The 24945-nt window shown below is 74.1% G+C and carries 22 protein-coding genes; 11 read left to right on the top strand and 11 right to left on the bottom strand.

Annotation, left to right across the window (positions count from 1 at the left end; all coding sequences use genetic code 11):
- Positions 1-125 precede the first annotated feature (125 nt).
- The 8 genes from AB0953_RS10680 to rsmI form a co-directional block, all read right to left on the bottom strand.
- Positions 126-332, bottom strand: a complete 207-nt coding sequence (locus AB0953_RS10680; protein ID WP_366859039.1) for a hypothetical protein — start codon at positions 330-332, stop codon at positions 126-128.
- The gene (locus AB0953_RS10675) at positions 329-679 is read right to left on the bottom strand and encodes a hypothetical protein (protein ID WP_366859038.1); all 351 of its coding nucleotides are present in this window, start codon (positions 677-679) and stop codon (positions 329-331) included. Before AB0953_RS10675 ends, AB0953_RS10680 begins: the two co-directional genes overlap by 4 nt.
- Before the next feature lie 43 nt (positions 680-722).
- Positions 723-1664, bottom strand: a complete 942-nt coding sequence (locus tag AB0953_RS10670; protein ID WP_366859037.1) for a 4-(cytidine 5'-diphospho)-2-C-methyl-D-erythritol kinase — start codon at positions 1662-1664, stop codon at positions 723-725.
- Positions 1661-2560, bottom strand: a complete 900-nt coding sequence (gene rsmA, locus AB0953_RS10665; protein ID WP_366859036.1) for a 16S rRNA (adenine(1518)-N(6)/adenine(1519)-N(6))-dimethyltransferase RsmA — start codon at positions 2558-2560, stop codon at positions 1661-1663. Before rsmA ends, AB0953_RS10670 begins: the two co-directional genes overlap by 4 nt.
- A complete protein-coding gene (locus AB0953_RS10660) occupies positions 2557-3765 on the bottom strand; it encodes a ubiquitin-like domain-containing protein (protein WP_366859209.1) in 1209 nt (402 codons plus the stop codon). The genes rsmA and AB0953_RS10660 overlap by 4 nt, the downstream gene beginning before the upstream one ends.
- A gap of 1124 nt (positions 3766-4889) precedes the next feature.
- Complete coding sequence (locus tag AB0953_RS10655) at positions 4890-5783, bottom strand: TatD family hydrolase (RefSeq protein WP_366859035.1); 894 nt, start codon at positions 5781-5783, stop codon at positions 4890-4892.
- Between the two features lie 10 nt (positions 5784-5793).
- Positions 5794-6180 carry a hypothetical protein gene (locus AB0953_RS10650; RefSeq protein ID WP_366859208.1) on the bottom strand — a complete coding sequence of 129 codons (387 nt, stop codon included), beginning with the start codon at positions 6178-6180 and terminating at the stop codon, positions 5794-5796.
- Positions 6181-6454: 274 nt separating this feature from the next.
- Positions 6455-7297 (bottom strand): 16S rRNA (cytidine(1402)-2'-O)-methyltransferase, encoded by an 843-nt coding sequence (rsmI, locus tag AB0953_RS10645; RefSeq protein ID WP_366859207.1) that lies wholly within the window; start codon positions 7295-7297, stop codon positions 6455-6457.
- 271 nt (positions 7298-7568) lie between these two features.
- Between rsmI and AB0953_RS10640 the strand changes: the two genes are divergently transcribed.
- From AB0953_RS10640 to AB0953_RS10600, 9 genes are all read left to right on the top strand, one after another.
- Positions 7569-9248, top strand: coding sequence for a phospholipid carrier-dependent glycosyltransferase (locus AB0953_RS10640; RefSeq protein WP_366859206.1), 1680 nt, complete (start codon positions 7569-7571; stop codon positions 9246-9248).
- A 196-nt stretch (positions 9249-9444) separates the two neighbouring features.
- Complete coding sequence (locus AB0953_RS10635) at positions 9445-11085, top strand: penicillin-binding transpeptidase domain-containing protein (protein ID WP_366859034.1); 1641 nt, start codon at positions 9445-9447, stop codon at positions 11083-11085.
- A 111-nt stretch (positions 11086-11196) separates the two neighbouring features.
- Positions 11197-12531, top strand: a complete 1335-nt coding sequence (locus AB0953_RS10630) for an acyltransferase (protein WP_366859033.1) — start codon at positions 11197-11199, stop codon at positions 12529-12531.
- Between the two features lie 28 nt (positions 12532-12559).
- The gene (locus tag AB0953_RS10625; RefSeq protein WP_366859032.1) at positions 12560-14356 is read left to right on the top strand and encodes an ABC-F family ATP-binding cassette domain-containing protein; all 1797 of its coding nucleotides are present in this window, start codon (positions 12560-12562) and stop codon (positions 14354-14356) included.
- A gap of 157 nt (positions 14357-14513) precedes the next feature.
- Positions 14514-16130, top strand: coding sequence for a PQQ-binding-like beta-propeller repeat protein (locus tag AB0953_RS10620; RefSeq protein ID WP_366859031.1), 1617 nt, complete (start codon positions 14514-14516; stop codon positions 16128-16130).
- Between the two features lie 41 nt (positions 16131-16171).
- Positions 16172-17941: a PQQ-binding-like beta-propeller repeat protein gene (locus AB0953_RS10615; RefSeq protein ID WP_366859030.1), complete on the top strand. Its 1770-nt coding sequence runs from the start codon at positions 16172-16174 to the stop codon at positions 17939-17941.
- A 138-nt stretch (positions 17942-18079) separates the two neighbouring features.
- On the top strand, positions 18080-18778 hold the full coding sequence (locus AB0953_RS10610; protein WP_366859029.1) for a LuxR C-terminal-related transcriptional regulator: 699 nt from the start codon (positions 18080-18082) through the stop codon (positions 18776-18778).
- A 98-nt stretch (positions 18779-18876) separates the two neighbouring features.
- Entirely contained in the window at positions 18877-19824 is a 948-nt protein-coding gene (galE, locus tag AB0953_RS10605) for a UDP-glucose 4-epimerase GalE (protein WP_366859205.1), read from the top strand.
- 569 nt (positions 19825-20393) lie between these two features.
- Entirely contained in the window at positions 20394-21164 is a 771-nt protein-coding gene (locus AB0953_RS10600; protein ID WP_366859028.1) for a response regulator transcription factor, read from the top strand.
- On the opposite strand, the gene AB0953_RS10595 is transcribed toward AB0953_RS10600, so the two are convergent.
- Complete coding sequence (locus tag AB0953_RS10595) at positions 21123-21620, bottom strand: MarR family transcriptional regulator (protein ID WP_366859027.1); 498 nt, start codon at positions 21618-21620, stop codon at positions 21123-21125. The two genes, AB0953_RS10600 and AB0953_RS10595, sit on opposite strands and share 42 nt — an antisense overlap.
- Positions 21621-21795: 175 nt before the next feature.
- On the opposite strand from AB0953_RS10595, the gene AB0953_RS10590 reads away from it, so the two are divergent.
- Both AB0953_RS10590 and AB0953_RS10585 read left to right on the top strand, forming a co-directional pair.
- Entirely contained in the window at positions 21796-22656 is an 861-nt protein-coding gene (locus AB0953_RS10590) for a trans-aconitate 2-methyltransferase (protein ID WP_366859026.1), read from the top strand.
- A 2-nt stretch (positions 22657-22658) separates the two neighbouring features.
- The gene (locus tag AB0953_RS10585) at positions 22659-23045 is read left to right on the top strand and encodes a glyoxalase (RefSeq protein WP_366859025.1); all 387 of its coding nucleotides are present in this window, start codon (positions 22659-22661) and stop codon (positions 23043-23045) included.
- Positions 23046-23123: 78 nt separating this feature from the next.
- On the opposite strand, the gene AB0953_RS10580 is transcribed toward AB0953_RS10585, so the two are convergent.
- Positions 23124-23795: a TetR/AcrR family transcriptional regulator gene (locus AB0953_RS10580; RefSeq protein ID WP_366859204.1), complete on the bottom strand. Its 672-nt coding sequence runs from the start codon at positions 23793-23795 to the stop codon at positions 23124-23126.
- The gene (locus AB0953_RS10575; RefSeq protein WP_366859024.1) at positions 23795-24775 is read right to left on the bottom strand and encodes an acyl-CoA desaturase; all 981 of its coding nucleotides are present in this window, start codon (positions 24773-24775) and stop codon (positions 23795-23797) included. The genes AB0953_RS10580 and AB0953_RS10575 overlap by 1 nt, the downstream gene beginning before the upstream one ends.
- Positions 24776-24945: the final 170 nt, after the last annotated feature.

The following is a 24945-nucleotide window of genomic DNA, read 5'->3' as shown; positions in this document are numbered from 1 at the left end:
TCCCCGGACTCCGCCCGGCCCCCGCGCCTCAAACGCCGACGGGGCTGATTTCCGCCGGGGCGGTCAGCCGACCCAGACCACACGGACGACGGAGATCTCCCGTAGCCGCTCGGGCGCCAAGAACATCATGAAGCCGCGGCCGCCGAAGATGTCGAGTCGAGGGTCCGGTGACCACCGCCCTCGACCGGGCCGCGACCGACGTCACCGGCATCCCGCCCGAGAATGGCGAGCTGGGCTGCAAGCCGCTCCACCTCGGTGACGACTTCTTCGGGCAACGCCCCGACAACGTGCGGGGCGTCGGGGTTGTAGTGCCAGGTCCAGTCGTCGCTCACGCGGCGGCCTCGCGCCGGGCAGCGGCGAGGATGTCCTGGATCTCGGCGACGGCCTTGTCGAGGGTCTCCCGGTCGCCGGCCGCCTCGGCGAGCGCCTCCAGCTCCCGCAGCCGTGCCGCGCGGGCGGGGCGCCGCTGGACGGCGACGAACTCCCCCCACCACTGCAGGAACGCCCGGAGCGGAGCGATGGTGCTCTGTTCGGCGCTCTGCTCCGCCGCACGGTCAAGGTGTTCCACGAAGGCCGGCAGGTGCGCCGGGGCGATCTGCGCAACAGCCGCCCGCAGCGCGGCCGGGGTGAGGGCGGGCATCGGAATCAGTGGTCTGTCCGTCACGGCCTGCTCGGTCATCTCGGAACGCCTCCCGCCTCAACCCTTGTCCGTCAGGCTCAGACTAGCCCGGGTGCGGCCCCGTGAGGCGGGTGGCGCCGGGAGCCGGGGACGTGGCCGTGCGGGTGGTGCGGCAGGTGCCCGAGGCTTCCAGGGCGGCGGCCACCTTGGCCGCGGCCTCCTCGTCGCGGACCAGGAACGCCGTCGTCGGGCCGGAGCCCGAGACCAGTCCGGCCAGGGCGCCCGCCTCGGTGCCCGCGGCCAGCGTCGCCGCCAGCCCGGGCCGCAGCGAGAGGGCGGCCGGCTGGAGGTCGTTGGCCAGGGCGGCGGCCAGCGCGTCCGGGTCGCCCGCCGCGAGGGCGGCGAGCAGGGCCGGCGAGGCCTCGGGCGCCGGGACGTCCCGCCCCTCGGCCAGCCGGTCGAACTCGCGGAACACGGCCGGCGTGGACAGCCCGCCGTCGGCGACCGCGAACACCCAGTGGAAGGTGCCCGCGCCGACCGGGGTCAGCAGCTCGCCGCGCCCCGTGCCGAGCGCCGCCCCGCCGAGCAGGCTGAACGGCACGTCGCTGCCGAGCTCCGCGCAGATCTCCAGCAGGTCCTGCACGGGGCTGTTCAGGCCCCACAGCAGGTCGCAGGCCAGCAGGGCGCCGGCGCCGTCCGCGCTGCCGCCGGCCATCCCGCCCGCCACGGGGATCTTCTTCGCGATGTGGATGTGGACCGCGTCGGACAGGCCGTGCCGGGCCGCCAGGGTCTGCGCCGCCCGCGCCGCCAGGTTCGTACGGTCCAGCGGGACCTGGTCGGCGTCGGGCCCGCTGCAGGTCACCGTCAGTTCGTCGGCCGGGGTGACGGTCACCTCGTCGTACAGGGACACGGCCAGGAACACGTTGGCCAGGTCGTGGAAGCCGTCGGGCCGGGCCGCGCCCACCGCCAGCTGCACGTTCACCTTCGCCGGGACGCGGACCGTCACCCCGTCCGCGTGCACGCCCCGCCGCACGCCCCCGCTCACAGCGCCGGCCTCTCGGCGGCCGGCTTGTGCTCGGCGATCGCGGCGAACTCCTCCACGGTCAGGGACTCGCCGCGCGCCTGCGGCGAGATGCCGGCGGCGACGAGCGCCGCCTCGGCGCCGGCCGCGGAACCGGCCCAGCCGGCCAGCGCGGCCCGCAGCGTCTTGCGCCGCTGCGCGAAGGCCGCGTCGACGACGGCGAAGACCTCCGTCTTGGAGGCGGTGGTCCTGATCGGCTCGGTGCGGCGGACCAGGGAGACCAGGCCCGAGTCGACGTTCGGGGCGGGCCAGAAGACGTTGCGGCCGATGGCCCCGGCCCGCTTCACGTCCGCGTACCAGTTCGCCTTGACCGACGGCACCCCGTACACCTTGCTGCCCGGCTTGGCGGCCAGCCGGTCGGCGACCTCGGCCTGCACCATCACGAGCGTGCGCTCGATGCTCGGGAAGCGGTCGAGCATCGTCAGCAGCACCGGCACGGCCACGTTGTAGGGGAGGTTCGCGACCAGCGCGGTCGGCGCCGGACCGGGCAGCTCCTCCACGAGCATCGCGTCGGAGTGCACCAGCGCGAAGCGGTCCTTGCGCTCCGGCATCCGCGCCTCGACGGTGGCGGGCAGGGCCGCGGCCAGGATGTCGTCGATCTCGACGGCGGTGACCCGGTCGGCGGCCTCCAGCAGCGCGAGCGTCAGCGAGCCGAGCCCCGGCCCGACCTCGACGACCACGTCGTCGGGCCGGACCTCGGCGGTGCGCACGATGCGCCGCACCGTGTTGGCGTCGATGACGAAGTTCTGGCCCTTCTGCTTCGTCGGGCGCACGCCGAGGGCCGCGGCCAGTTCGCGGATGTCGGCCGCGCCGAGGAGGGCGTCAGGGGTCTTGTCGGGCTGCTGCTCTGCGGTGCTCACCGGTAAAGCCTACGGCCGCAGTGCGGCCACGGACTCGCCCCCCGCTGCACGTAGAGCTTCTTCGCCCGGTACGTCTGCTCCGCACCGGTTGCGTCCTGCGGGCGGCCGCTGCCGCCGAGGGCCTGCCAGGTGCGCACGTCGAACTGGTAGAGGCCGCCGTACGTCCCGGAGGCGTCGGTGGCGTGGGCCCGGCCGCCGGACTCGCACTGGGCGAGCGCCGCCCAGTCCAGTCCCTCGGCGCCGGCGACGGAGGTCGGCAGCGGCCTGGTGCCGACCCTGACGAGCTGGGTGACGGGCTCGCGGACGACCTCCTCCGCGACCCGGCGGGGTTTCTGCCGGACTCCGTTGACGGTGCGCAGGGAGTAGGTGACGCGGCGGGCGCCGGGCCGGCCCGGCCGCTCGACGACCTCGGTCCCGGCGAACAGGGCGTCGTCCTCGACGCGCTCGGTCGCGTAGGGGATGTGCTCCTCGCGGACCTCGCGGGTGCCGGTGATGCGCAGCACCGTGACGGTCTGTCCGTCGCGCGGGAAGGAGTCGGGCGGGACGGAGGTGGTGTCCTCGCCCTGGAGGGTGAGGCCGGCCTGGCCCAGGGCCTCCTGCACGGTGGCGGCGTTGGTGCGGATGGTGGTCTCGCCGCCGTCGGCCATGAACGTGATGCTGCGTTCGGTACGGACGGCGAGGTCGAGGCCGCTGCGCGGGACGGGCGCGGTGCGCGGCGCGGAGAGGTAGGCCCCTTCGACGCGGATCCCGAACTGGCGCAGGGCGCCCTCGACGGTGCGGGCGGTGGTCCACACCTGGCGGCTCTGCCCGTCGAGGAGGAGGCGCAGGGGACGGCCGTAGCGGACGACGACCTCGTCCCCGTCGTCGAGGACGGCGCCGCGGGCGGGCGCGACGAGGTCGTGGGCGCCGACGCCGAGGCCTTCGGCGGCGAGGAGTTCGCCGACGTCGCCGGCGAAGGTGTGCAGGGTCCGGGACTCGCCGTCCACGGTGAGCCGTACGGACTTGTCGGTGGCGACGAAGGCGGTGGTGCCGCCGGCGAGGAACGCGACGACGAGGGCCTGCGGGACGATCCGCCGCCAGTGGTCGCGCGCCTGGCCTCCGGCGGGGACGGGAAGGGGGACGCGGAGGGGAGCCGGGGCGGGGACCGTGGCCGGGGGGGTGCGGCGCCGGCGCCCGGTCCCGGGCAGCGGGTCGGGCGCGGTCAGGGTGTCCGGCCCGCCGCCGGACGCCGGGGAGGCGGTGCGGGTCCCCGGCCCCGCGGCTGCCGCGGCGGCGGTTGCGCCCGCCGCGGCCGATCCCGCGCCCCTGCCGGCGGGGGCCGCCGGAGCCGCGGCCGGGCGCCGCCGGCGGCCCGGCCCCGCCGCCTCTGACTCGTAGGGTTCCTCCCGCGGGGCGGCAGGCGCCCGGCGCCGCCCGCCGGCCTCGGCCTCGCGGGCCACCTCGGCCGGGGCGGTCCGCCGCTGGGCCCGCCGTCCCACGGCTCCGCCTGCGACGGGCTCCTCTTGCGGGCCGGTGCGCCCCCGGCCCCGCCGCCCTGCGGCCTCGCCCTCACCCTCGCCGGGGTCCTCGCGCGGGCCGCCGCGGCCCCGGGCCCGCCGCCCTGCGGCCTCGGTTTCGCCGGGCTCCTCCCGGGACCCGGCGCGCCCCCGGCGTCGGCCGGGGGCGGCACCCTTCTCGGCGGCTGCCGCGGGCTCGGCTCCGCGGCGCCGGCGGCCCGCCCGCCGCTCCCCGGGTGCCCGGGGAGCCGGCACGCCGGGCGCGGCCGGTCCGGACTCGGCCGCGCCCTCCGCCCCGGCGAGCGGCGCGGGGCCCGGGAGCCCCGGGGCGTGGTCCTCCGTCGCGGCCGGCGCCGGACCGGGCTCGCCGCCTGCGAACGCGTACGCAGGCGGGGCCGTACCGGGATCGGGGACGGCGTCCGCCGGCCCGGCGGGGTGGCCGGGGTACGGGCTCGGGGCGGCTTCGGCGTCCGGTGTCCCGACGGGCATGCGGCTCGGGCCGTAGTCCGGGTAGGGGGCGGGGGCCGGGCCGGCGCCGGCCGTTCCGGCGTGCGGCGGGCCGCCGGCGTGGCCGGGGTGGGGCTGCGCCGCCCCCGGGCCCCCGGTCGCCGTCGCGACCGGGGCCTCGTGGACGGGCGGCGGCCAGGACGGAAGGCGGGGGTCGGGGGCGGACCCGTAGGGCCCGGGGTAAGGACTCTCGCTCACGACGCTCGCTCCACTGTCCGGGCCCGGCTTCGGTTCGGGCACGGCACCCTAGCGGAGGGTCCGTCACTCGCCAAAGTCGGCCGGTCACCCAGCGTGCCGAACAGGTCGGCTCCGGCGGGCCCCCGGGGTCAGTAGTCGAAGGCGCGCGCCGTGTTCGCCGCCAGGGCGGTGGCCATCGCGTCCTCGTCGATCCCGCGGACCGCGGCCATGGCCCGCACGGTCAGCGGAATGAGGTACGGCGCGTTGGGCCGTCCGCGGTACGGCGCGGGGGTGAGGTACGGCGCGTCGGTCTCGACGAGCACCAGCTCCAGCGGGGCGACGGCGAGGGCGTCGCGCAGCGGCTGGGCGTTCTTGAAGGTGACGGTCCCGGCGAAGGAGAGGTAGTAGCCGGCGGCGGCGCATTCCCGGGCCATGTCGGCGTCCCCCGAGTAGCAGTGGAACACCGTCCGCTCGGGCGCGCCCTCCTCGCGCAGGATGCGCAGGACGTCGGCGTGGGCGTCGCGGTCGTGGATGACCAGGGCCTTGCCCTGCCGCTTGGCGATCTCGATGTGGGCGCGGAAGGAGCGCTCCTGCGCCGCCATCCCCTCGGGGCCGGTGCGGAAGTGGTCCAGGCCCGTCTCGCCGACCGCCTTGACGTGGCGGAGGGCGGCGAGCGCCTCGATCTCGGCGAGCGCGTCGTCGAGCGCGGCCTGGCCGCCGCCCGCCCGGGCCCCCTGCCGGGACCAGCCGTCGGGGTCCCCGTGGACGATGCGGGGTGCCTCGTTCGGGTGCAGGGCCACCGCCGCGTGGACGTTGTCGTACGCGGCGGCGGTCTCCGCGGCCCAGCGGGACCCCTTCACGTCGCAACCCACCTGGACCACGGTGGTCACGCCGACCGAGGCGGCCTTGGCCAGGCCCTCCTCGACGGTGCCGGACTGCATGTCCAGGTGGGTGTGCGAGTCGGCCACCGCCACCCGGAGGGGTTCGGGCAGCGGCGGCGGGGTGTCCCGGTCGTTCCGGTCGGCCTTGGAGGGAGCGCTCATACGGCCGATCTTATGACCGGCGCAGCCACCTCAGCAGGCGTGCGAGCGGACCCCTGCGCTCCTCCTCGGCGTCCACGGGGACGGGTCCGGGGGCGTCGTGCTGCGGCGCCTTGCGCTGCCTGGGCGGCCGGGGCTCGTTCGCGCCGGCCGGCACGGGGCCGGCGATGCCGGGGGCGATGCGGTGGTGGTAGAGCTTGTCGATCATGCCCAGTACCGAGGAGACCTGGCCCTCGCGCATGATCCGCACCACGTGACCGCCGCAGTTGTGGCAGGTCGGGTTCGACAGCGGCGACGGCACGCGCTCGCCGCCCGCCTTGTACATGATGAAGGGCTGGCCCTTGCCGTCGATGTGGTGCTCGATCTCGTACGCCTGCTCCCAGGAGTACCCGCACTTCATGCACGCGAAGGAGTAGGCCTCGTGCACGGTCTCCACGCCGGGTGCGGCGGCGCGGGCAGGGGCGGGTACTGCGGAAGCGGGGACGGGTGCCGAGGTGTCTGCGATCTCACTCATGCCAGCTCCTCTTGTTCCACTGGTGCCATTGCCAGTGGACGCCTCTGCGGGCAGGAGCGCATCAGGCCCTGTCTACTGTTGGACGGTCTTTGGGCGACTCATTCCCAAAGCGCCCGGTGCGCGGTCTGATCTTTGCTTTTCAGGTTAGCTCTTTACCGTCTTACAGCATCTTTTCAGCCGCATTCTTTGCCGCCACGACCGCGTCGAAGACCTCCCGCTTGGGTACTCCGACCTCGGCCGCGACCGCCGCAATGGCTTCTTTTCGACGCTCCCCGGCCTCCTCGCGCACCCGCACCCGGCGCACCAGCTCCTCGGCGTCCACATCGCCCGGCGCGGCCGCCGGGGCGCCCTCCACCACGATGGTGATCTCGCCGCGCACGCCCTCGGCGGCCCAGGCCGCCAGCTCGCCGAGCCCGCCGCGCATGACCTCCTCGTACGTCTTGGTCAGCTCGCGGCAGACGGCCGCGCGCCGGTCGGGGCCGAACACCTCGGCCATCGCGGCGAGGGTGTCGTCGAGGCGGTGCGGGGCCTCGAAGTAGACGAGGGTGCGCCGCTCGGCCCCGACCTCGCGCAGCCGGCCCAGGCGCTCGCCGGCCTTGCGGGGCAGGAAGCCCTCGAAGCAGAACCGGTCGACGGGCAGCCCCGACAGGGCGAGCGCGGTCAGCACCGCGGAGGGCCCGGGCACGGCGGTCACCTTGATGTCCTGCTCGACGGCGGCGGCCACGAGCCGGTAGCCGGGGTCGGAGACGGACGGCATGCCGGCGTCGGTGACCAGCAGCACGCGCTTGCCGTCGCGCAGCGCCTCGACCAGCTCCGGGGTGCGGGCCGATTCGTTGCCCTCGAAGTACGACACCACGCGCCCGGTGGTGTGCACGCCGAGCCCCTGGGTCAGCCGGCGCAGCCGCCGGGTGTCCTCGGCCGCGACGACGTCGGCCCGCTCCAACTCGGCGGCGAGCCGGGGCGGGGCGTCGGCGAGGTCGCCGATCGGGGTGCCGGCGAGCACGAGGACGCCTCCCGAACCGGAGGAGCCTTGCGGGCCGGAGGATCCGAGGGGGGCGGAGGGGGCGGGCTGCTCAGTCGTCACCCGTCCATCCTCTCAGCCGTCCCGCCCGCCACGTGCCCGGGCGGTCCGCGGTCCGCGGGCTCGGCGCTGGGGTTCGCACAGCCGCGTTCCCTACGATGACCCGGTGACCAGTACCGCGACGCCGCCGCCCAGCCCCGCGGGGGCCCCGCCCGCACCGTTCGCGGGGCGCGAAGAAGAGCCGTCCACCTGGCTGCGCCGCCTGCGCGGCTTCGGCTACGCGCCGCCCGCCGGCGCCCGGCGGCCCGACGTCCGCGCCCGCCTGGTGCCCCCGTACGCCCGCCCCTCCGCGCAGTTGTGGACGGCGCTCGGCATCCCCGCCTCCGCGGCCCGGACCTGGCAGCGCGTCATGGCCTGGGCGGGGCCGGTGGCGGTGGCACTGGTGGCCGGGGTGCTGCGGTTCGTGCACCTGGGCAGCCCGAAGGCCGTGATATTCGACGAGACGTACTACGCCAAGGACGCCTGGGCCACCATCCGGCAGGGGTACGAGGCGAGCTGGCCCAAGGACATCGACAAGGCGATCCTCGCCAACCCCGACGGCGTCGCCCTCCCCGCGGACCCCGGCTACGTGGTGCACCCGCCGGTCGGCAAGTGGGTCATCGGGCTCGGCGAGTGGATGTTCGGCTTCGACCCGTTCGGCTGGCGGTTCATGACCGCCGCGCTCGGCACGCTCTCGGTGCTGATGCTGTGCCGGATCGGGCGCCGCATGCTGCGCTCCACCTTCCTCGGCTGCCTGGCCGGAGCGCTGCTCGCGGTGGACGGCCTGCACCTGGTGATGAGCCGCACGGCCCTGCTCGACCTGGTGCTGATGTTCTTCGTGCTGGCCGCCTTCGGGTCGCTGCTGATCGACCGGGACCGGGCGCGGGCGCGGCTCGCGGCCGCCCTCCCGGTGGACGCCGAGGGGCGGACCCGTGCGGACGCGGTGATCGCCGAGACGCTGCGGCTGGGCTGGCGCCCGTACCGGATCCTCGCGGGCGTCTGCCTGGGCCTGGCCTTCGGCACGAAGTGGAACGGTGCCATCGCGCTGGCCTTCTTCGGCGTGCTGACGGTGCTGTGGGACGCCGCCGCGCGGCGCACCGCGGGCGCGGGCGCCCCGTACGCGGCGATGCTGCGCCGGGACGCGCTGCCCGGCTTCGTCTCGACGGTGCCGGTGGCGATCGCGGTGTACCTGGCCTCGTGGACGGGCTGGATCCTGAGCCCGGACGACGGCCGGGGCGGGTACTTCCGCGACTGGGCCGCCAAGCAGGACCAGCACAGCTCCCTGTCGTTCCTGCCGGAGTGGCTGCGCAGCCTGTGGCACTACGAGACCGAGGTGTACAAGTTCCACGTGGGCCTGACGTCGGGGCACACCTACGAGTCGAACCCGTGGAGCTGGCTGGTCCTGGGCCGGCCCGTCTCCTATTTCTACGAGTCCCCCGAACCCGGCACGGACGGCTGCCCGGCGACCGCGGCCGGCAAGTGCGCCCGCGAGGTGCTGGCGCTGGGCACGCCGCTGCTGTGGTGGGCGGGCTGCTTCGCTCTGCTGTACGTGCTGTGGCGGTGGTTCTTCCGCCGCGACTGGCGGGCGGGTGCGATCGCGTGCGCGCTGGGTGCGGGCCTGCTGCCCTGGTTCAACTACCAGGAGCGGACGATCTTCTACTTCTACGCGGTGGTGTTCGTCCCGTACCTGTGCCTGGCGGTGGCGATGATGGTCGGCGCACTGCTGGGCCCGGCGGGCTCCTCGGAGCGGCGGCGCGCGCTCGGCGCGATCGCGGCGGGCGTGCTGGTGCTGCTGATCATCTGGAACTTCATCTACTTCTGGCCGATCTACACCGGCCAGACCGTCCCGATGGACACCTGGCGCGGCCGCATGTGGCTGGACAGCTGGGTGTAGCGGCGCAGACGAGGGCCCCGGCGCCGGACGGCGCCGCCGGATGGCGCTGCGCGCGTCGCCGACATCGGTTTCCGGCCGATCCGTGTGGCCTGTCCGGTATCCGTGTGTGCATTGCCTGCGGACGGCGCGTAAGGTCCGCACCAGGAGATCTTTGAACACGTTCAGAGATCCGGGGGATCCTGGGGAGGATGTTCACGTGAACGGGGCAGCCAAAGGGGCCGTCGTCGGCGGGGTGTTCCTCGCGATGCTCGGCGGGGCCGGGTACGGGGTGTACGCGCTGGTCGACGGCGCCGGCAGCGGGCACGGCGGCGGCGCGGGCGCCGACCGCACCGTCCAGAGCGCGAAGGGCGGCGGCCCGGTCACCGACGAGGAGGCCGCCCGCACCGCCAAGGCCTTCCTCGCCGCCTGGGCCGCGGGCCACGACCGCGAGGCCGCCGAGCTCACCAACAACACCCAGGCCGCGCAGAGCGCCGTGGCCGACTACCGGGCCGCGGCGCACGTGTCGAAGGCCGTGATCACCCCGGGCGCCCCGACGGGAGCGACCGTCCCGTTCACGGTGGCCGCCGAGATCACCTACGAGGGGGTGACCAAGCCCCTGGCCTACAGCTCCCGGCTGACCGTCGTACGCGGCGTGACCAGCGGGAAGGCGCTCGTCGACTGGCAGCCGTCGGTGATCCACCCGCAGCTCGGCAAGGACGAGAAGCTGCGCGCGGGCGCACCGGCCGCCCCGCCGGTGAAGGCCGTCGACCGCAACGGCGAGGAGCTCACCGCCGAGAAGTACCCCTCGCTCGGACCGGTCCTCGACCAGCTCCGCCAGACGTACGGGGCGAAGGCGGGCGGCAAGGGCGGGGCCGAGCTGTGGATCGAGCCGGCCGGGCAGGGCGCGCCGCGGCGGACGCTGCTGACGCTGGCGGAGGGCGAGCCGAGCACGCTGCGGACCACCCTGGACGCGACGGTCCAGGCCGCGGCCGAGAAGGCCGTCGCCCGCTACCCCGAGGCCTCGGTCGTCGCGGTCAAGCCGAGCAGCGGGCACGTCCTGGCCGTCGCCAACCACCGCAAGGACGGCTTCAACGCGGCCATGGAGGGCGCCCGCGCCCCCGGCTCCACGATGAAGATCGTGACCGCGGCGATGCTGATCGACCGCGGCCGGGCGGGGGCCGACCAGCCGGCGCAGTGCACGAAGGAGGCCTCCTGGGGCGGCCGCTCCTTCCACAACCTCAACCACTTCGACCTGCCCGGGGACGCGCCGTTCGCGACGGCCTTCGCCCGCTCCTGCAACACCGCCTTCATCAAGCGGATCGACGACGTGAACGACGACGCGGCGCTGGCCAAGGAGGCCCGCGAGGTCTTCGGGATCGGGCTGGACTGGAAGACCGGCGTCCGGTCCGCCGACGGCAAGGTGCCGGAGGCGACGGGCGCGGGGGCGGCGGCCGAGTACATCGGGCAGGGCCAGATCACCATGAACCCGCTCAACGTCGCCTCGATCACGGCCACGGCGCGCACGGGCGTCTTCCGGCAGCCGGTGCTGGTGGACGCGGACCTCGACGGGCGGCCCCTCGCCCAGGCCGCCCGGGCGATGAAGCCGTCGGTGACGCAGCAGCTGGTCCGGATGATGCGGCAGACGGCCGCGAACGGGACGGCCGCGGAGGTGATGAGCGGGGTGCGCGGCTCCGACAAGGGAGCCAAGACCGGTTCGGCGGAGGTCGACGGGGCCGGCAGCCCGGACAGCTGGTTCACGGGATACAGCGGCGACGTCGCCGCGGCCGCCATGGTCGAGGGCGGCGGTCACGGCGGCGACGCGGCGGGCCCGATCGTGGCGGCCGTCCTCAACTCCTGACCGGCCGCGCCGCCCCCGCCCCCGCACCCCCGCTCCCCGGGGGCCCGTACCCAGGCGGGAGTGAGTACGTGCGCTCTGTCGGCGCGGCCCCGGGGGCGGGAGGGTGCAGGCATGGGGAACAACGTCAGGGCGATGGCCGCGGCCACGCCCGTCTCGCGCGACCGGTACGTCGATCTGCTGCGCGTCGCCTCGCTCGGCACCGTCGTGCTCGGGCACTGGCTGATGGCCGCGGTCAGCAGCGCGGGGATAGGCAACCTGCTCGCGGTCCTGCCCGGCCTGCAGGTGCTGACCTGGGGACTCCAGGTCATGCCGGTGTTCTTCTTCGTCGGCGGGTTCTCCCACGCCCTGTCCTACCGGTCACTGGAGCGGAAGGCCGCCGGCGCCCCCGTGTACGCCGCCTTCCTGCGCGGCCGGCTGCGGCGGCTGCTGCGCCCCACCCTCGTGTTCGTGCTGGTGTGGACCGCGGGGGCGCTCGCCGTGCAGGCCGCCGGCCGGGGCGACGGCCGGCTCACCGCCGCCGCCCTGCGGATGGTCACCCAGCCCCTGTGGTTCATCGGGATCTACCTCGCCATGGTGGCCTTCACCCCGCCGCTGCTCCGGCTGCACCGCCGGTGGGGCTGGGCCGCCTTCGGGCTGCTCGCCGGCGCGGCCGCCGCCGTCGACGTGCTCCGGTTCGCGCTCGGCGTGCCCTACGCCGAGTTCCTGAACTTCGCCTTCGTCTGGCTAGCCGTGCACCAGCTCGGCTTCCTGCGCGCCGACGGCCGGATCACCCGCCCCGCCGCCCTCGCCGCCGCCGGGCTGGCCGGCGCCGTGCTGCTCGTCGCGTACGGGCCGTACCCGCTGTCCATGGTCGGGATGCCCGGCGAGAAGGTGTCCAACATGGCCCCGCCGACTCTCGCCCTGCTCTGCCACGGCATGTGGCTCGTCGGCGCCGTGCAGCTGCTGGCCGGCCCGGCGCGGCGCCTGCTGGCCCGGCCCCGCGTCTGGCGGGGCGTCGTCGCCGCCAACGGGATCGCCATGACCGCCTTCCTCTGGCACCTGACCGCCATGCTCGCCGTGTACGCCGCCCAGATCTCCCTCGGGCTCCGGCTGCCCGAGCCGGCCTCGGCCGCCTGGTGGGCGCAGGTACCGGTGCGGCTGCTCCTCGCGGCGGCCCTGACCGGCCTGCTGGTGGCGGTGTTCCGCCGCTTCGAAGCCCCGGCGGCGACCCCGCCCGCCCTCGGCTCCCGGCCCCGCTCCGGGCCCCGCGCCGCCGCCGGGACCGTGCTCAGCCTGCTGGGCGTCCTCGGCCTGTCCATGACCGGCCTCGGGGGCCTCTTCGAGGGCCACACCGCCACGCTCGTCGCCCTGCCCGTCACCGCGCCCGCCGCGATCGCGATGGCACTCGGCGGCTGGTGCCTGGTGGAACGATCCGCCCCGGCGCGGAGCGTTAGGCTGAGGGGCTGATCCACACCCTTTCCCTGGAGCGCGTCTGATGGCCGTCAACCTGGTCAATGTCGAGGCAGTCAGCAAGGTGTACGGCACCCGTGCCCTGCTCGACGGCATCTCCCTCGGCGTGTCCGAGGGGGACCGGATCGGTGTCGTCGGCCGCAACGGCGACGGCAAGACCACCCTCATCCGGATGCTGGCCCGCCTGGAGGAGCCCGACTCCGGCCGCGTCACCCAGAGCGGCGGCCTGCGCATGGGCGTCCTCACCCAGCACGACTCCCTCGACCCCGCCGCCACGATCCGCCACGAGATCATCCGGGACATGGCCGACCACGAGTGGGCCGGCAACGCCAAGATCCGCGACATCCTGACCGGCCTGTTCGGCGGCCTGGACCTGCCCGGCTTCACCCTCGGCCTCGACACCGTCATCGGCCCGCTCTCCGGCGGCGAGCGCCGCCGCATCGCGCTCGCCAAGCTGCTCATCGAGGACCAGGACCTGATCGTCCTCGACGAGCCCACCAACCACCTCGACGTCGAGGGCATCTCCTGGCTGGCCCGCCACCTCCAGGAGCGCCGCTCCGCACTCGTCTGCGTCACCCACGACCGCTGGTTCCTCGACCAGGTCTGCACCCGCATGTGGGACGTCCAGCGCGGCTCGGTCTACGAGTACGAGGGCGGCTACAGCGACTACGTCTTCGCCCGCGCCGAACGCGAGCGCATCGCCGCCACCGAGGAGGCCAAGCGGCAGAACCTGATGCGCAAGGAGCTGGCCTGGCTGCGCCGCGGCGCGCCCGCCCGCACCTCCAAGCCGCGCTTCCGCATCGAGGCCGCCAACGCCCTCATCGCGGACGTGCCGGAGCCGCGCGACACCTCCGAGCTGATGCGCTTCGCCAACGCCCGCCTCGGCAAGACCGTGTTCGACCTCGAGGACGTCACCGTCCAGGCCGGCCCCAAGACGCTGCTCAAGCACCTCACCTGGCACCTGGGCCCCGGCGACCGCATCGGCCTCGTCGGCGTCAACGGCGCCGGCAAGACCTCCCTGCTGCGGGCCCTCGCCGAGGCCGCCCGCACCCAGGGCGAGATCCAGCCCGCCGCCGGCACCGTCACCGTCGGCAAGACGGTCAAGCTGGCCTACCTCTCCCAGGAGGTCGGCGAACTCGACCCGTCCCTGCGGGTCCTGGAGGCCGTGCAGCGCGTACGCGACCGCGTCGACCTCGGCAAGGGCCGCGAGATGACGGCCGGCCAACTGTGCGAGCAGTTCGGCTTCACCAAGGAGAAGCAGTGGACGCCCGTCGGCGACCTCTCCGGCGGCGAGCGCCGCCGCCTGCAGATCCTGCGGCTGCTGATGGACGAGCCCAACGTCCTGTTCCTCGACGAGCCCACCAACGACCTCGACATCGAGACGCTCACCCAGCTGGAGGACCTCCTCGACGGCTGGCCGGGCTCGATGATCGTCATCTCCCACGACCGGTTCTTCATCGAGCGCACCACCGACACGGTGATGGCGCTGCTCGGCGACGCGACCCTGCGGATGCTGCCCCGCGGCCTCGACGAATACCTGGAGCGCCGCCGGAAGATGATCGAGGCGGCCGCCCCGGCGCCCGCCCCGGCCCCGGCCAAGTCGGCCTCCGCGGGGGACCAGCGGGCCGCGAAGAAGGAGCTGGCGAAGATCGAGCGCCAGCTCAACAAGATGGCGGACCGCGAGACGAACCTGCACGCCCAGATCGCCGAGAACGCCACCGACTTCGAGAAGGTCGCCAAGCTCGACGCGGAGCTGCGCGAACTCATCTCGGACCGCGACGAGTTGGAGATGCGCTGGCTGGAGCTGGCCGAGGAGGCGTAGGGGCCGCCCGCGCCGCGCGGGCCAACTGGCCCGATAACGGCGCTGTCACGGGCCGGTCCGCCCTTGGGAACAGGGGTGCGACCGGCCCGTTGTGCGTCGGCCGGCAGTGATACAAAGGTGATCCCCCCGACCGCCCGCACGCCGAAGGTACGCGCTGATGACCGAGCCGCCCCAGCCGCCGAACCAGCCGTCCGCGCCGTCCGGTTACGGCCACCTTCCCGGCCCGCCGCAGCCGGGGTACGGCATGCCCCCGCAGGGCCCCAACCCGTACGCGCAGGCGCCGACGCAGCCCATGGGGCAGGTGGGGTACGGGTTCCCGCCGCCCGGGAGCGCGCCCGGAGCCCCGCACGGCCAGGGCACCCCGCCGAAGCGGAAGACCGCAGCCATCGTCGCGGCCGCCGTGGCCGGCGCGCTCGTGCTCGGCGCCGGCGCCTGGTTCGCGTTCGGCTCCGGCGGCCCGGACGGGCCCGCCCGGCCGGCGGCGCAGGGCTCCGCCCCCGCCGACGGCAAGCCCACCGGCTCCCCGGACAAGGGCGACGGCAGCGGCAACGGCGCGAAGGACTCCGAGGACCTCAACGCCGGCCGCAAGCAGGGCGAGGACAAGGTCCTGTGGCTGAAGACCGCCAAGATCGACGGCCCCGGCATGGGCGTCGACTCCGAGGGCCAGTGGGTCGTCGGCGACACCGTCGTCAAGAGCGCGTGGAAGAGCCTCACCGCCTACGCGGCCGCCGACGGCAAGCAGCAGTGGACCCTGTCCTTCCCCGCCCCGATCTGCTCCGTCACCCGCCAGACCACCGCCGACGCCAAGACCGTCGTCATGTACAAGGACGGCGAGTCCGACAGCGCCACCTGCAACCAGATGCGGCTGGTCGACCTCAAGGCGGGCAAGGAGGGCTGGTCCAAGGAGGTCCCCAAGGAGGGCCTCTTCGACATCATGACCAGCCCCTCCCTCGGCATCGCCGGCGACACCGTCGCCGTCAGCCGCAGCGGCACCGCCAGCGCCTTCAGGATCGGCACCGGCGAGAAGCTGTTCGGCAGCGCGAACGCCGAGGGCTGCAAGCCCGACGCGTACGTGGCGCACCAGAGCAGGATGATCTCCGTCAACACCTGCTACGACGAGGACCTCAGCGCGGAGGTCTCCGACGCCGACCCGGTCACCGGCAAGCGGACCTGGACCTACAGGCTCCCCGCCAAGTACAAGGTGACCGCCGTCTACTCGCTCGACCCGATCGTCCTCGACGTCGGCAACGAGGAGAAGAAGGAGCGCTCCATCGTGGTCCTCGGACCCGACGGCAAGCAGCGCGCCACCGTCAGCGGCGAGGGGACCTTCGCCACCGAGTGCACCAACGGCCTCTTCCGCTCCGTCCAGGTCTGCGAGTCCACCGTCGTCGACGGCGGCACCCTCTACATGCCGACCGCCCCGGAGTCCGGCAAGGCGAACGAGATCGTCGCCTTCGACCTGGCCACCGGCAAGGCCAAGTGGCGCACCCCGGCGGGCGAAGGCCGCACCCTCGTCCCGCTCAAGGCCGAGAACGGGCAGCTGATCGCCTACCGCAAGGCCGCTGCCGGCCAGGGCGGCGAGGTCGTGGCCTTCCCGGCCGCCGGCGGCGAGCCCACCGCGCTCCTGCGCAACCCCTCCGGCGCCGCCGCTCCGATCGAGAGCTCGTTCTACGACCCGAAGATCGACTACGTGGGCGGCCACCTCTACATCTCCGCCTCCCGCCTGCTCGCCAAGGGCACGGACGAGAAGCTCCTGATGGTCTTCGGCAAGTGAACGAGTCCACCGAGCCGCCCACCGAGAGGCAGTAGCAACCGATGAGTACCCCGCCGCCCCCCCACCAGCCGCCCGCCGGCGGTTTCGGAGCGCCGCAGGATCCCCCGCCGGGCGGGTTCGGCGCGCCGCCGCCGGTGCCGCCCGCGCCGCCGGCCGCCCCGCAGCAGCCGCCGCTGCCGCCCGCGGCCCCGCAGCAGCCGCCCGCACCCCCGGCCGCGCCGCCCGCGCCCGCCGGACCTGCGGGCCCGCAGCAGGCGCAGCCCGCGTACGGCTACCCCCAGCAGGGCTACGGCTATCCGCAGCAGGGCGCCCCGGGCCCCTACGGCGCCCCCACCGCCCCGATGCAGGCCGCCCAGCCCATGGCGGCCCCGCCCGCCGGCGGCGGCAACCAGAAGAAGACCCAGCTGATGATCATCGGTGCGGCGGCGCTCGCCGTCGTCCTGATCGTCGCCGGCGGCCTCTGGTACGCCTCGGGCGACGGCGGCGGCAGCGAACCCGAGGCCAAGGGCGGCAGCACGGCCACCAACACCCCGGCCGGCGGCGGCGGCTCGGAGAAGGTGCCCGCCAGCACCAAGAGCCGGCCGCTGTTCAACCAGCCGAGCCCGACACCCGACGACATCGTCTCCGTCCCCGGCTCCTGGCTGACCGACTCGGTGTACGTCAAGACCGACATCGGCAAGGTCGTCGGCTACAACCTCGTCGACGGCGGCAAGAAGTGGGAGCTGCCCTTCCCCGGCGAGATCTGCGGCGCGACCAAGCACGTCAGCGACAACAAGTCCGCGGTGCTGTTCCGGGCGGTCCAGCCGACCCCCGAGAACAAGTACCCCCAGTGCACCGAGGTCGGCGTCATCGACCTGAACGCCGGCAAGCTCGTCTGGCAGGGCAACGCCAAGGGCAGCGCCACCGGCGACAAGCCCGCCGACCTCGAAGAGGTCACCATCAGCGGCCAGACGGTGGCCGCGGCGGGCCTGCGCGGCGGTGCCGCCTGGAACCTCGCCGACGGCAAGCCCCTGTGGGGGCCGAAGCTCGACGCCGACAACTGCCACGACGAGGGCTACGCGGGCGGCGAGGCCCTCGCCGTCATCCGCAAGTGCGGCTCCATCGGCAACCAGACCGTCCTCGCCCAGAGCCTGGACGCGAAGACCGGCGCGGTCACCGCCTCGTACAAGCTCTCCGAGGGCGTCGAGGACGCCTCGATCATCTCCACCAAGCCGCTGGTCGTCGCCGCCGACGTCGGCAAGACCGCCAAGAACGCCACCGGCATCAGCGACCTGTTCGTCGTCGACGCCAAGGGCGAGCTGAAGGCGCGCATCTCGATGGCCTCCGGCAACCTCGGCGGCAAGTGCAGCGTCACCTACGTCGAGAAGTGCACCAACATCGTCGTCGGCAACGGCAAGGTGTACGTGCCCTCGATCCCGCACCAGGGCGGCGACTCCGACCTGGGCCGCACCAACGAGCTGCTCTCCTTCGACCTGGAGACCGGCAAGCAGACCAACGACAAGGCCGACGCGGGCGAGCGCTACACCATCTACCCGCTGCGCATGGACGGTCCCAACGTCATCGCCTACAAGGTCCCCCCGTACGACAAGGGCGGCCAGGTCGTCTCCATCGACGGCACGACGATGAAGGAGACCCTGCTGATGCAGAACCCCGGGGACAAGGCCAGCCGCACCGTCGAGACGGCCTACTCGCCGGACTACTCCGAGATCCGCTACCACAACGGCAAGCTCTTCCTGGCGCGCACGAACGTCAGGAAGCCCTACTCGCCGGGCGAGCAGGAGTACCTCTTCGCCTCCTACACCGCCGGCTGAGCCGGAACACCCGGCCGTCCCGCGGTCACCCGAGCCCCCGGAAGGTCCGCCTTCCGGGGGCTTTCGCGCGGTATCCGCCGCGGACCGTCGAACAAGCGTGTAGCTTGCCGGGGCAGAAGGGTCGGGGGTGGGAGCCCAATGGGCGTACGGGTCATGGTGGTCGACGAGCACCGGCTGCTGGCCGAGGCGCTCGCCTCGGCCCTGAAGCTGCGCGGACACCGGGTCCTCGCCGCCGCCGCGCCGGCGGCGGGCGCCGCCGAGCTGGTCATCAGCCGGGCGCCGGAGGTGTGCCTGCTGGGCACGGCGACCCCGGCGGAGCCGGGGGTCTTCGAACCGGTCGTCCGCATCAAGCGGGAGCGGCCGCAGATCGCGGTCGTGGTCCTCGGCCCGGTGCCGAGCCCGCGCGGGATCGCGGCGGCCTTCGCCGCGGGCGCCTGCGGGTACGTGCGCCAGGACGAGCGGATCGAGGGCGTCGAGCGGGCCCTGGCCAAGGCGCGGGCGGGCGAGGCGGCGGTCTCCCCGCAGCTGCTGCAGGGGGCCTTCGCGGAGCTGCTGAACCCGGCGGTCCAGCCGGACGACGAGGGCAGCCGGCTGCTGCGGCTGCTCACCCCGCGCGAGGTGGAGGTGCTGGTCCGGGTCGCCGAGGGCGAGGACACCCGGCTCATCGCGGCGGGCATGGAGATCGCCCCGAGCACGGCGCGCACGCACGTGCAGCGGGTCCTGATGAAACTGGGCGTGGGCTCCCGGCTGGAGGCGGCCGCCCTGGCCGCCCGGACGGGTCTGCTGGAGCGGGCCGCGCTGCCGCGGACGGACGCCGATTTCCCCGGAGGGCCGTAATCCGGTATGCCAGTGGGCGGCACGTGCACGCATCGCGCGTGCGTTCCCCCGTGAGAGGCAGCAGACGAGTGAGCAAGACGACGGCGTCTTCGAAGTACATGGTCACCGGCGGTGCCGGCTACGTCGGCAGTGTCGTCGCGGCCCACCTCCTGGAAGCCGGCCACGAGGTCACCGTCCTCGACGACCTCTCCACCGGCTTCCGCGAGGGCGTCCCGGCCGGGGCGGCGTTCATCGAGGGCCGGATCCAGGACGCCGCGCAGTACCTGGACCCCTCCTACGACGCAGTGCTGCACTTCGCGGCGTTCTCCCAGGTCGGCGAGTCGGTCGCCAACCCGGCGAAGTACTGGGACAACAACGTCGGCGGCACCCTGGCCCTGCTGAACGCCATGCGCGGGGCGGGCGTACGCAAGCTGGTCTTCTCCTCCACCGCGGCCACGTACGGCGAGCCCACCGAAGGCCTGCTGACCGAGGCCTCGGCCACCCGGCCCACCAACCCCTACGGCGCCTCCAAGCTGGCCGTGGACCACATGATCGCCGGCGAGTGCGCGGCACACGGCGTGGCCGCGGTCTCGCTGCGCTACTTCAACGTCGCGGGCGCCTACGGCCGGTACGGCGAGCGACACGACCCCGAGACGCACCTGATCCCGCTGGTGCTCCAGGTGGCCCTGGGCGAGCGGGCGGCGATCTCGGTGTTCGGCGAGGACTACCCGACGCCCGACGGCACCTGCATCCGCGACTACATCCACGTGGCCGACCTGGCGGAGGCCCACCTGGCCGCGCTGGCGGCGGCCACCCCCGGCGAGCACCTGATCTGCAACCTGGGCAACGGGGCCGGCTTCTCGGTCCGCGAGGTCATCGAGACCGTCCGCAAGGTCACGGGCCACGAGATCCCGGAGGTCGTCGCGGAGCGCCGCGCCGGCGACCCGGCGGTCCTCGTCGCCTCGGCGCGGGCCGCGCACGACAGGCTCGGCTGGACCCCGTCCCGCCCCGACCTCACGGGCATCATCACCGACGCGTGGAACTTCACCCGCGCCCTGCGTTCCTGACGCCCCGCCGCCCGCGTGCACCGCGGGCCCCGCGCACCCCGTGCCGTCCGCGCCCCCCGCACCCCCGTCGTGCGGGGGGCGCGGTGCGTGCGCGGGGGGTGCGCGGGGGAGTGCGCGCCGGGGGCGGCGCAAGGCCGCCGGGCGCGGTGCGGGGGCGCGGGCCGCGGACGGAGCGCCCTGGGCGGGCGCGGTGCGCGGGCGCCCGGCGTGCACACGCCGGGTGAAATGCACCCCGTGCAACTGCCCGGGGCACCTCCCGGGCGGGACGCCGTCTTCCGGACCCCGCGACGGTCGAATTCGCGCCACGGCAGAGCGCCTTGGGGGCCGTCCAGCCGGAAAACCGCTCGGAAAACTTCTGCTATTCGGCCAACCGCGGGCCGCCCCCCGCTCTACGCTGATGCGTGACACCGGTGGGGGCCGGTGTTGATTCAGGGGTCGAGACACGCCGGGTACGGCGTCCGGTCCGGGGTAGTGCAGAGATGTCTCGGCGGCGGCCGCGGCGACTGCGGATCACCACCGGTCCGGGCGCCGTACCCGCAGTCGTCCGTTCCCCGACCCTTGGGGGTTTTGTGGTTCGCATCCGAGTTCTCGTGGTCGACGACCACCGCATCTTCGCCGAGTCGCTCGCCGCAGCGCTCGCGGCCGAGCCCGATGTCGACGTGTCCGCGGCCGGCAGCGGCCCCGCCGCCCTGCGCTGCCTGGAGCGCGCAGTGGCCGAGGGCCGCCGCTTCGACGTGCTCCTGGTCGATGCCGACCTCGGCGCCTCCGCCGGGTCGGTGCCGGCCCAGCGCACCTCGGGCTCCGGGCCGCCACCGCCGTCCGGCGCCGACGGGATCGCGCTGGTCGCGGGCGTACGGGGCTCCCACCCCGCCGTCCGCACCGTCGTCCTCGCCGAGCGCGACGACCCGCGCCGGGCCGCGATCGCCCTCCAGGCGGGCGCCTCCGGCTGGGTGGCGAAGGACTGCTCGCTCTCCCGGCTGCTGGCCGTGATCCGCGGCGTGCTGCGCGAGGAGACCCACCTGCCGCCCGCCCTGCTGACCGGGGTGCTGCGGGAGTTGACGGCCGCACGCAAGCACCGCAGCGACAGCGAGCGGCTCGTGGAGTCCCTCACCCCGCGCGAGCACGAGGTGCTGCGGTGCATGGTGGCGGGGCTGGGCCGCAAGGACGTCGCGGCCCGGCTGTTCCTGTCCCCGCACACGGTCCGCACGCACATGCAGAACGTGCTGGGCAAGCTGGGCGTGCACTCCACGCTCGCCGCGGTGGCGCTGGCCCGGCGGGCGGGCGTACGGCCGGCGGAGCTAGCCGGGGACGTTGTCGAACGGAGCGGTCAACTGGCGTAGGAGGGCGGCGAGATCGGCGCGCTGGGCCTGGGAGAGCTGGGCCAGGATCGCCCGCTCCTGGTCCAGCAGCCCGGCGAGGGCCTGGTCCGCGCGGTCACGGCCCTCCGGGGTCAGCCGGACCAGGACCCCGCGCCGGTCGTTGGGGTCGGGCAGCCGCTCGACGAGGCCCTTCTTGGCGAGCCGGTCGATGCGGTTGGTCATGGTTCCGGAGGTGACCAGGGTCTGGGTCAGCAACTGGCCGGGGGAGAGCTGGTAGGGCGCGCCGGCGCGCCGCAGGGAGGTCAGCACGTCGAACTCCCACGGCTCCAGGCCGTGCTCGGAGAAGGCCAGCCTGCGGGCGCGGTCGAGGTGGCGGGCGAGCCTGCTCACGCGGCTCAGCACTTCGAGCGGTTCCACGTCGAGGTCAGGGCGTTCCCGCCGCCATGCCGCGACCAATCGGTCGACCTCGTCCTCCATGCCGATCAGTGTAAGGGGTCTGTCGATGTGAAGTCTCTTGAATTCGAGATTCCAGGAGGTGTATATCTTGAAAACGTGAATCTCGATATCAAGATATATTTCGTGCACCGATGGGCATGGAGGGGGCCGGAACCGCTTCCGCTTCCGCCCGACCCGCCAGCAGGGAGGTTCGAACATGCATTCCGATATCGCAGCGTCGGCCGGCATCCCCACGGCCACCACCCACGCCGCCCCCACCTGGGACCCCCAGCAGTACCTGCGGCACTCAGGACACCGAACCCGGCCCTTCCTCGACCTCTTGAACCGCATACCCGAACTCCCCACCCGCCCCGCCCGCATCGCCGACCTCGGCTGCGGCCCCGGCAACGTCACCGCCCTGCTCGCCGAACGCTGGCCCGAGGCCCACATCACCGGCTTCGACCTCTCCCCGGAGATGCTGCGCCGCGCCGACGCCGAGCACGCGGGACGCACCCCGGGCGGCGGCACCCTCGACTTCCGGCCCGCGGACATCGCCGGCTGGCTCCCCGAGGAGCCCTATGACCTGATCGTCTCCAACGCCGCGCTCCAGTGGGTCCCGAGCCACCCCGGCTCCTTCGCCGCCTGGATCAACGCCCTGCGCCCCGGCGGCACCTTCGCCTTCCAGATCCCCGGCAACTTCACCGCACCCAGCCACGCCCTGCTCGCCCGGCTCTGCGACAGCCCGCGCTGGCGCGACCGGCTCGCCGGGCACGGCGCCCGCTACATCCACACCCTCGAACCCGCCGAGTACCTCGCCCGGCTCACCGAGCTGGGCTGCGCCGCCGACACCTGGGAGACCACCTACTTCCAGCTGCTGGCCGGCACCGACCCGGTCCTGGACTGGGTCAAGGGAACCGCCCTGCGGCCCGTGCTGACCGCCCTGGGGGACGACCACAAGGCCGTGGAGGACTTCCTCGCCGAGTACCGCGACCTGCTGCGCGCCGCCTACCCGCCCGGGCCGCGCGGCACCGTCTTCCCCTTCCGCCGCATCTTCGCCGTCGCCGTGAAGGAGCACTGACCTTGCTGACCGCCGTCGACCACGTCCAGCTCGCCGCGCCGCCCGGCTCGGAGGACCGGCTCCGCGCGTACACCCGGTTCCTCGGCACGGCCGAGATCCCCAAGCCAGCCGTCCTCGCCGCCCGCGGCGGCTGCTGGTTCGCCGCCGGAGCCGTACAGCTCCGCCTCGACGTCGAGGAGGACTTCCGCCCCGCCCGCACGGCGCACCCTGGGCTGCGGGTGACGGGGATCGAGGAGTACGCCCGCAGACTCGAAGAGCGCGGGGCCGCCGTCGTCTGGAACGACGACCTGCCGGGGCACCGCCGCTTCTCCTCCGAGGACCCCGTCGGCAACCGGATCGAATTCCCGGAACCCCTCGGCCCGCCGGCCGGCGGCCACCCCAACGGCTGACGGCGCACACGACGGCGCCCCGCCCCCGCGCGCTGCGGGGGCGGGGCGCCGCCGTCGCCCGGCCCTGCGCGGGCCGGCTCAGCTCTTGCGGTGGCCCACCAGGCGCGGCTTCGACTCCAGGCCGTCCAGCCCGTGCCAGGCCAGGTTCACCAGGTGCGCCGCGACCTCCGCCTTCTTCGGCCGGCGCACGTCCAGCCACCACTGCCCGGTCAACGCCACCATCCCGACCAGCGCCTGCGCGTACAGCGGGGCCAGCTTCGGATCGAAGCCCCGCGCCTTGAACTCCAGGCCCAGGATGTCCTCGACCTGCGTGGCGATGTCACTGATCAGCGACGCGAACGTGCCCGTCGACTGCGCCACCGGCGAATCCCGCACCAGGATCCGGAAGCCGTCCGTGTAGGACTCGATGTAGTCCAGCAGTGCGAAGGCAGCCTGCTCCAGCAGCTCCCGCGGATGGCCGGCCGTCAGCGCGCCCGTCACCATGTCCAGCAGCTGGCGCATCTCCCGGTCCACCACCACCGCGTACAGGCCCTCCTTGCCGCCGAAGTGCTCGTACACCACCGGCTTGGAGACACCGGCCTTCGCCGCGATCTCCTCCACCGAGGTGCCCTCGAAGCCCTTCTCGGCGAACAGGGCGCGGCCGATGTCCAGCAGTTGCTGGCGCCGCTCGGCGCCCGTCATCCGGACCCGGCGGCCTCGCCGGGGCTTGTCGCTGCTGGAAACGCTGCCGTCGATCGCCACGTCCCCCATCATGCCGCGTTCGCGGCGTTTTCCCTGCGCCGGGCATCGATGCGGGACTCCGACGGCCAGCGCACGTCGGTGGCCCAGCCCGCCAGCTCGAACCAGCGGATCAGCCGGGCGCTGGAGTCGAGCTGCCCGCGCAGCACCCCGTGCCGGGCCGACGTCGGATCCGCATGGTGCAGGTTGTGCCAGGACTCCCCGCACGACAGCACCGCCAGCCACCACACGTTGCCCGAGCGGTCACGGGACTTGAACGGGCGCTTGCCGACCGCATGGCAGATCGAATTGATCGACCAGGTCACGTGGTGCAGCAGCGCCACCCGCACCAGGGACCCCCAGAAGAACGCCGTGAACGCACCCCACCACGACATCGTCACCAGGCCCCCCACCAGCGGCGGGAGCGCCAGCGACAGGGCCGTCCAGCCGACGAAGCCCCGCGAGATCCCGCGGATCACCGGATCCTTGATCAGATCCGGGGCGTACTTCTGCTGGTTGGTCTGCTCCTCGTCGAACAGCCACCCGACGTGCGCCCACACCAGGCCCTTCAGCAGGGCGGGAACCGTCTCGCCGAACCGCCACGGCGAATGCGGATCACCCTCGTGGTCGGAGAACTTGTGGTGCTTGCGGTGGTCCGCCACCCAGCGCACCAGCGGCCCCTCCACCGCCATCGACCCCATCACCGCCAGGGCGACCTTCAGCGGCCGCTTGGCCTTGAACGAGCCGTGCGTGAAGTGCCGGTGGAAGCCGACCGTGACGCCGTGGCAGGTCAGGAAGTACATGAACGCCATCAGCCCCAGGTCCAGCCAGCTCACCCCCCGGCCCCAGGCCAGCGGCACCGCCGCCAGCAGCGCCAGGAACGGCACGGTGATGAACAGCAGCAGCGCGACCTGCTCGACGGACCGTTTGCTCTCGCCGCCGAGCGTCGCGGACGGCACGGGGGAATCAGAGGGCGCGGACGTGCCCTCGAAGAGATCGGGACTGGTGGTCATGGGCGTCCCCAGGGGGTGAGGAGGAGGCAGGGACCCGGGCTACGGATGCGTAACCTACGGCAACGTAAGTATGGCAAAGCGGGAGCCCGCAGCAAGAGGACCACGACCCGGCCGCGCCGCGCCCACGGCCCGCCCGCACCGCCCCCGCACCCCCATCCTGCGCCGCCAGC

It is taken from the genome of Streptomyces sp. NPDC046866 (genome assembly GCF_040704625.1).
Taxonomy (GTDB): domain Bacteria; phylum Actinomycetota; class Actinomycetes; order Streptomycetales; family Streptomycetaceae; genus Streptomyces.
The sequence above is the reverse complement of the archived record's forward strand: the minus strand, read 5'-3'. Positions and strand labels throughout refer to the sequence as shown.

Excerpts from the sequence above, each read along its gene's own strand:
- AB0953_RS10675 (WP_366859038.1), bottom strand. The coding sequence starts at position 679 with ATGACCGAGCAGGCCGTGACGGACAGACCACTGATTCCGATGCCCGCC.
- AB0953_RS10655 (WP_366859035.1), bottom strand. The coding sequence starts at position 5,783 with ATGAGCGCTCCCTCCAAGGCCGACCGGAACGACCGGGACACCCCGCCG.
- AB0953_RS10650 (WP_366859208.1), bottom strand. The coding sequence starts at position 6,180 with ATGAAGTGCGGGTACTCCTGGGAGCAGGCGTACGAGATCGAGCACCAC.
- AB0953_RS10630 (WP_366859033.1), top strand. The coding sequence starts at position 11,197 with ATGGGGAACAACGTCAGGGCGATGGCCGCGGCCACGCCCGTCTCGCGC.
- AB0953_RS10625 (WP_366859032.1), top strand. The coding sequence starts at position 12,560 with ATGGCCGTCAACCTGGTCAATGTCGAGGCAGTCAGCAAGGTGTACGGC.
- AB0953_RS10620 (WP_366859031.1), top strand. The coding sequence starts at position 14,514 with ATGACCGAGCCGCCCCAGCCGCCGAACCAGCCGTCCGCGCCGTCCGGT.
- AB0953_RS10615 (WP_366859030.1), top strand. The coding sequence starts at position 16,172 with ATGAGTACCCCGCCGCCCCCCCACCAGCCGCCCGCCGGCGGTTTCGGA.
- AB0953_RS10610 (WP_366859029.1), top strand. The coding sequence starts at position 18,080 with ATGGGCGTACGGGTCATGGTGGTCGACGAGCACCGGCTGCTGGCCGAG.
- galE (WP_366859205.1), top strand. The coding sequence starts at position 18,877 with ATGGTCACCGGCGGTGCCGGCTACGTCGGCAGTGTCGTCGCGGCCCAC.
- AB0953_RS10595 (WP_366859027.1), bottom strand. The coding sequence starts at position 21,620 with ATGGAGGACGAGGTCGACCGATTGGTCGCGGCATGGCGGCGGGAACGC.
- AB0953_RS10590 (WP_366859026.1), top strand. The coding sequence starts at position 21,796 with ATGCATTCCGATATCGCAGCGTCGGCCGGCATCCCCACGGCCACCACC.
- AB0953_RS10580 (WP_366859204.1), bottom strand. The coding sequence starts at position 23,795 with ATGGGGGACGTGGCGATCGACGGCAGCGTTTCCAGCAGCGACAAGCCC.
- AB0953_RS10575 (WP_366859024.1), bottom strand. The coding sequence starts at position 24,775 with ATGACCACCAGTCCCGATCTCTTCGAGGGCACGTCCGCGCCCTCTGAT.